Origin of the sequence: Pseudoalteromonas sp. TB25 (genome assembly GCF_000497995.1) — a bacterium.
GTDB classification, from domain to species: domain Bacteria; phylum Pseudomonadota; class Gammaproteobacteria; order Enterobacterales; family Alteromonadaceae; genus Pseudoalteromonas; species Pseudoalteromonas distincta.
The window spans coordinates 1-5,822 of record NZ_AUTI01000131.1; the positions used below are offsets into that span (position 1 = coordinate 1).

The 5,822-nt window shown below is 35.0% G+C and carries 5 protein-coding genes and 1 pseudogene; 2 read left to right on the forward strand and 4 right to left on the reverse strand.

The annotated features are described in order from the left end of the window. Nucleotides 1-327: pseudogene (locus tag L652_RS0102805) on the forward strand (hypothetical protein); the annotation flags it as partial. Nucleotides 328-618: 291 nt separating this feature from the next. On the opposite strand, the gene L652_RS0102810 reads toward L652_RS0102805, so the two are convergent. The 3 genes from L652_RS0102810 to L652_RS1000000124345 all read right to left on the reverse strand — a co-directional run bounded on the left by L652_RS0102810 (nt 619) and on the right by L652_RS1000000124345 (nt 3,272). After that, entirely contained in the window at nt 619-1,086 is a 468-nt protein-coding gene (locus tag L652_RS0102810; protein WP_226916098.1) for a hypothetical protein, read from the reverse strand. 198 nt (nt 1,087-1,284) lie between these two features. Further along, nucleotides 1,285-1,677 (reverse strand): hypothetical protein, encoded by a 393-nt coding sequence (locus tag L652_RS0102815; protein ID WP_024595063.1) that lies wholly within the window; start codon nt 1,675-1,677, stop codon nt 1,285-1,287. A gap of 362 nt (nt 1,678-2,039) precedes the next feature. Beyond that, on the reverse strand, nt 2,040-3,272 hold the full coding sequence (locus L652_RS1000000124345; protein ID WP_024595062.1) for a hypothetical protein: 1,233 nt from the start codon (nt 3,270-3,272) through the stop codon (nt 2,040-2,042). A 712-nt stretch (nt 3,273-3,984) separates the two neighbouring features. Between L652_RS1000000124345 and L652_RS0102825 the strand changes: the two genes are divergently transcribed. After that, complete coding sequence (locus L652_RS0102825) at nt 3,985-4,197, forward strand: hypothetical protein (protein WP_024595061.1); 213 nt, start codon at nt 3,985-3,987, stop codon at nt 4,195-4,197. Between the two features lie 93 nt (nt 4,198-4,290). Here L652_RS0102825 and L652_RS0102830 read toward each other — a convergent pair whose 3' ends face one another. Beyond that, nucleotides 4,291-5,592: an integrase family protein gene (locus L652_RS0102830; RefSeq protein WP_139015380.1), complete on the reverse strand. Its 1,302-nt coding sequence runs from the start codon at nt 5,590-5,592 to the stop codon at nt 4,291-4,293. Nucleotides 5,593-5,822: the final 230 nt, after the last annotated feature.

Here is a 5,822-nt window from a genome sequence, read left to right on the forward strand (position 1 = left end):
GCTGTGCTACTTCCTAATGGCTCAATAGCCGCTATTGAGGTGGAACACTCTTTTAAAAACAAAACTGCACGACAGGTCATTTTACTAAAGTATTTGTCGTCACTAAAAAATGGCGATTACAGTAAGATTTTTTTATTTTCACAGTCACAGCAAATCTTCAATGATATAAAACGACTTCATACACAATTATTTGAGGAAATGCCGCAACGTTTTGATAAGAAGACACGAGCACAACTTCTCAGTGAAAGCGATGCTGAATTGCTTCATTCGTCTATTATTTTCCGTACTAAATTATGTGAAGAAATTAATGAAATGTTTTATCAATAAGCGATAGATAAGCAAAGGGGGAATGGATAGTAATCCATTCCCCCTTTGCTTTTGGCCTATTTAAAGCCTTACCAACATTATTATTAAAAACACGCTTTTGTGAAGTAATAACAAGGCGCTATATTTGCATCACGCCTTCCCCTAGAGGTGTAATCTCTATTAATGAGATTGAGCTGCTTAAACTAGGTTTCAGCTTAAGCAGTGAGCCTGCAAATAATGACTCATGGCATATTTTAGGGGTAATGATTAGGCAGTTATTTTATTATCAAAATAACTTATATTTGTCCTTTATTATTTATTTAGAAGACTGTTTATTGAATCTTGGATATTACGATCAATACGATCTTGTTCAAACTCTCCAACAAATTCATTTTCAATATCATTTTTATAGTCGTCTTCAAATTCATCCTCGAACTTGCTATTAAACACTGAATCAAAGCGGTCCTCTGGCGCATCACTAAAGGCTTGATCTGGCTCTTCATAAAACTCGTCATCGTAATCAGGATATGCTGTTACGGGTTGGTGTACATCGTTTATTAAACAAATCATTAATTTATATATCAGAACTTTTACGCCACGATAATTAAGGTGCTTTTTATTAAAAACTTGAGGCTCTACAATAGCCCATAAACCCTTAAAGTTTGGGTTGTCGGCACTTAGCATGAGTTTGTTTATTTTATGATCGTTATCCCTAACAACCGTTTTTACATCTTCTAACAGGGTGATAATGTCTAGAGTAGAGGTATATCTGCAAGTCATATAATTTCCTTATTTTAAATTAACTTAATAATTATTGTCCGTTAATAATTATTTACTTCTCTTATTTTGAGGCTATTTATAAATAGGCACTCTCAGGGAGAAATAATGACTTTTTTTGTGAGTTTAAATTATTTATTTAAAACACAATTGGATCAGAATCTTTAAAACTAAAAAGCGAGCCTAAAGGCTCGCCAGAGTTTATGAGCTTTCTATTAACCGTAACCAACTGTCTTCTGCAGCTGCAAAATATACGTTGGGTTTTAGCATAAATAGCTGCTCAAATTCTGCACTAAACAAGCTGCAAAAGTTTGTTATGTCTTCAATATGTATGAGTAAAAAAGCATACATCTCAATACCTTCCAAATACCTCTGTGAGAACTCAGGATTAGTAGCTAGTAACTGTTGAGAAATACTAATACCCAGCACACTCCCCACTCTATCTCGGTGTAAATAAACGTAATTGGTGAAGCCCAGCTCTAGTGTTTGCTTATCAACAACATCAGCTAGTAGCAAAATTGTAGAGCTGTCATCCCACGGTGATCTACTAGCGCGTACATATTGGCGAATAAACGGCGATTTTTGGTCTTTCATGTTTTTTCCTAGTGATTTGTCCTAAAACTAACTAGGCATAAGTGAGGAGAAAAATTGAAAGGTAATAGATAAGCGACGTAAATTTGCAAAACACATCAAAAGCATTAAGGTTAGAGTACTACTTCAAACATTGAGAATTTAAGATGAGTGATTTTATATGGTTATTACCGGCTGCTGTGTTGACGATAATTCTAATTAAGCTTGTTAAACACGCTAAGAAAGTAGATTAAGTAAAACTTTTTGAGTACAACATGTGGTAGTTAAAGTGACCAATAAGTCACTTTAAGACCTTAAATGCGGCTTAATGATCCCTAAAAGGCACTTTATGCCTATTTGATTCTTAAGTTTGGAAAAGCCCTAAACTAACTAAATATCTTTATAAACGGATATAGAATGATATGAATTATATTTAGTACCCATCTGGTGACTGTTAATATTAAATTCCAAAGCGATGGAAGAGCCTTGACCGTTGTGAGAGCTGCTACCTCTAAACCAATAGCTGATGCTTTTATCAGATGAGTCAAACTTTCCTCAAGGTCTTCACCAGTCTTTTTTGAGGGGTTCCTTTCCAGATATTCACCAGCAGCACAAACTCCCCTTAATGATGCAAGTACACCAACCCCTCCAGATAACAGCATAGTCCCATCCATTAAGCTACCTGAAGTGTCAAAAACATCACCACCGAGGGCATTTTCTGTTGAAATAGTTATTTCTTTGTTTGTATGACCAGAGTCAATTGCAAATGTTCTTGAGGCCACTTCCGAGGTTGCTATCACTTTAACGCCTGGAGTTACGGTATCGATAATAGCTTCACTGTCTGTTGCTTTCAATTGCACCAATGTACCTTCTAAAAGCATATCTGTTTCTGGGGTATTGAAATTTTCGTGTAGCAGTCCTCCAGTATCATTGGCAACTTGCTGCTCAAAATAGGCTCCCTTAGCCAGATTCACCATTCCTTGATAAGAGTCAGGATTAATGAGACTGAGAAGCATAGTTTCAAACCAAATATCACTGTTGCTTAGCTCCATAAAATTTGAATTTACTCTACGTAAGGCCTCGTAAACATTCAAGGATTCTGTATAACTCGCACCAGCATGAAAAGTAATACCTAATCCAGCTGCGATAGCTGCAGCTTGAACTATTTGGCGTTCAGCCATTGGCAATAGTTTATTTTCCAATGCAATTATTTCTCTTGTACTGTTATCTAAAACAGAGTTCTTTTTTTCAAATAAAATGGCTTCCTTTTTTAGTCTATCAAGATTATTTTCTGTGATTTTAAAACCCATCAAATCATATATTTTTTGAATTTTCAAAGACCGCTCTTTGTATTCGTCTTTCAGCTCATCGTCCCACCTATAATAACCATCAGCACTAAAGCGGTTTCCCCATAGCCTGCTATTGGCCAACTTATCTCTGTTTCTTGTGTTTTTATCCAGTTTCTGTTGAATATCTCTTTGCCTCTTATAGTGTGTATCTAGCTGGGCAATAATAGGTGCAGATAAAAAACATTGAATTGATTCTGAATACTGTCTTGCGATTTGACGCTCTATACTTTTTATTACTCTCGTTCGAAAATACTTTTTAAAAACATTCATTATAATTACTCATAGTTATCTGCTTTCTAGTGAGTTAGACAACTTGTATATTATTAAGGAGGCTCAAATAATCTGCTTTACTTATATGCAACTGTCAGATTTTATCCAAGTCTAAAAACCATAACTAACAGTTATGATTTATTTATATATAGTATTGTTGACACTAAATTTTTGTCCTGTTTTCTAATTTCTAAGAAAATGTAACAGCGCTTCTCCAATACTGTGAGAAGTCCCCCGTTTTTTACATATAAAGTTCTTTTTTTTACTCATTATTGAATGTCAATTCAATATTAAACCATTTTCTTTTTGATAACGCTTTAATAGCATCTACTTTTTCCACCTAGTCACTCTGACTGAAAAAATAGCCTCAGTTAGCATCAAATCTAATTGCTCAATTATGTCTCCTGACTTTAACGTAAAATATAACAAAGCCCTAGCCATCTAAAAACCGCAAACAAAACGTTAACCAAGGTTATTGGAAATTAATTTAAATATTTTTTCTGTAAACCGTAATAGTTCGTTTAAGCCGAAACTACCTAAGCTGATTCGAAATTAATTTAAATAATTTTATGCAAATCGCAATAGTTCGTATAAGCCGAAACTACTTAAGCCGATTCAAAATTAATTTAAGAAATTAGCAAAGAATCACAAAAGTTCGCCTGAGTAAAACCTACTTAGGGCGAGGAAAAATTACTTTATGTGAGGATAGAAAATGAACTTATCTGAATTATTCGGCCCTACTATGTCACTGAAGCAACTATGCCAAGTTTTAAATATGTCTAGAACTAGCTATTACAATTACACACAAAGCAATCAAGACAATTCACAGTTTAAGCATGGCTTCCCTAAGCCTTTACAGAATTACAGAAAGAAAATTTTTATTACCGCGCAAGTTGAAGAGTATATTTTGGGTCAGGCGGGTTAGTTATTGCCGGCAATTAAAATTAGTAAAGTTAACTTTAATTTAATAAGAGCTACTAACGTCTATTTTTGTAGCTCTTATTAATAACAGCATTATTTAGCTATTAATTTTTTCAATTTCTAGCTTTAACTTTGACCAAAGTAATTCATAAGCTTCTAATTGCTCATCTAAATAATCAGCTTTGTTGTAGTGCTTCATAGTTCCTTTGAGTTTATGGCCTAACATACGCTCTGTTATTACTAACCATTTTGAATCAATTTCACAGAGCGTAGTTTGCAGCATGCGCCTAAAGTCATGCGGAACAATTTTAGATATTTGATGCTTCATAAATAGTTTAGAAGACATCCTTGTGCAAAAACGGTTTAAAGCATGAGTAGTAATTTCTTTGTTGCTGTTGTCACCATCACCTTTAAACACATACCCCGTTTTTCCATAAATAAGTGCTATTTCTTCTAGCAGTTCTTTGACTTTGCTTGGGATTGGGTGCCTTTCAGGCCTTTGAGAGCTCACATCGCCTTCAAGAGCTCCCCTGCGAGTTGCTTGCTTTTGTCCCTTAGGCACAGGGATAGTCCAAATCATATTTACTAAATCTAAGTCTTCCCATTTCATATTACGTACTGTGCTATTTCTAGCGCCAAGCAAAATTATAAGTTTCAGACAGATTTTTGTTTGTGGCAGAGCCTTAGATTTATCAATTTCTAACCACATCATGGCTGCTTCGTATAAACTGGGAGTTCGCTCCCCAACATTAGGGGCTTTGCCTACATCTTTTACTTTAAATAGTAGTAGGTTTGAATTTGATACTAACTCCCATTTAACACCCCAAGTAATAACAGATTTTAATAATTTAAAGACTACGCCTGCCATGTTGGCGCTTTTTTCAGACTTTACCCATTCAAAAAAATCCATCCAATTTTGACTAGTAATCTCATCGAACGGCATATTAAGGTTTTTCTTTACCCACTTCTCCTTTAGCGGCTTTTTTATAGGCTCATTTAAAATCCACTTTCTTACAGTTGTGGCATGAGTTGCTTGCGTGTTTTCTTTGTGTTCAATAGCAGAAACTTTTTCTAACCACATTAAGCACAAATCTTCGAGAGTCATAATTTTTTTGCTTTTAGCCTGACGACTCTTGCCCATTACAGATTTAGGGTTTTTGCCTTCTTGAATACACTGCCTTAACTCAGGAACCAAAGCTCTTGCTTGGGACAACGAAATTGCAGGGTAATTTCCGAGCGAAAGTCTATCGGCCTTTCCGTTGTATCTGAACCTATACTGCCAAGCGATTTTACCCTTCTGAGAGACTCTTATACTAAGCGAGTCTCGATCTGCAAGCTCAAAAGGCTTATCATGTGACTTATTAAGAAACTTTTTTAATTTACTGTCTGTTAGACTCATTTTTTTGTACACACCAATTTTTTTATCTGCACACACCAGTGTACACAATTTCAATTAATAGAAAAGCTATAAAATAAAGCTTTAATGGATGAGAATTCCAAAAAACTAAAAATTATTCAGTAAATTCAAAAGATTGAAATACAAGGCTTTACAACTATGAACTTGAATGAACAACCATCGCTTTACTGGCACGACTACGAGACTTGGGGGGCGAGCCCTCAAAAGGATAA

Excerpts from the sequence above, each read along its gene's own strand:
- L652_RS0102810 (WP_226916098.1), bottom strand. The coding sequence starts at position 1,086 with ATGACTTGCAGATATACCTCTACTCTAGACATTATCACCCTGTTAGAA.
- L652_RS0102815 (WP_024595063.1), bottom strand. The coding sequence starts at position 1,677 with ATGAAAGACCAAAAATCGCCGTTTATTCGCCAATATGTACGCGCTAGT.
- L652_RS1000000124345 (WP_024595062.1), bottom strand. The coding sequence starts at position 3,272 with ATGAATGTTTTTAAAAAGTATTTTCGAACGAGAGTAATAAAAAGTATA.
- L652_RS0102825 (WP_024595061.1), top strand. The coding sequence starts at position 3,985 with ATGAACTTATCTGAATTATTCGGCCCTACTATGTCACTGAAGCAACTA.
- L652_RS0102830 (WP_139015380.1), bottom strand. The coding sequence starts at position 5,592 with ATGAGTCTAACAGACAGTAAATTAAAAAAGTTTCTTAATAAGTCACAT.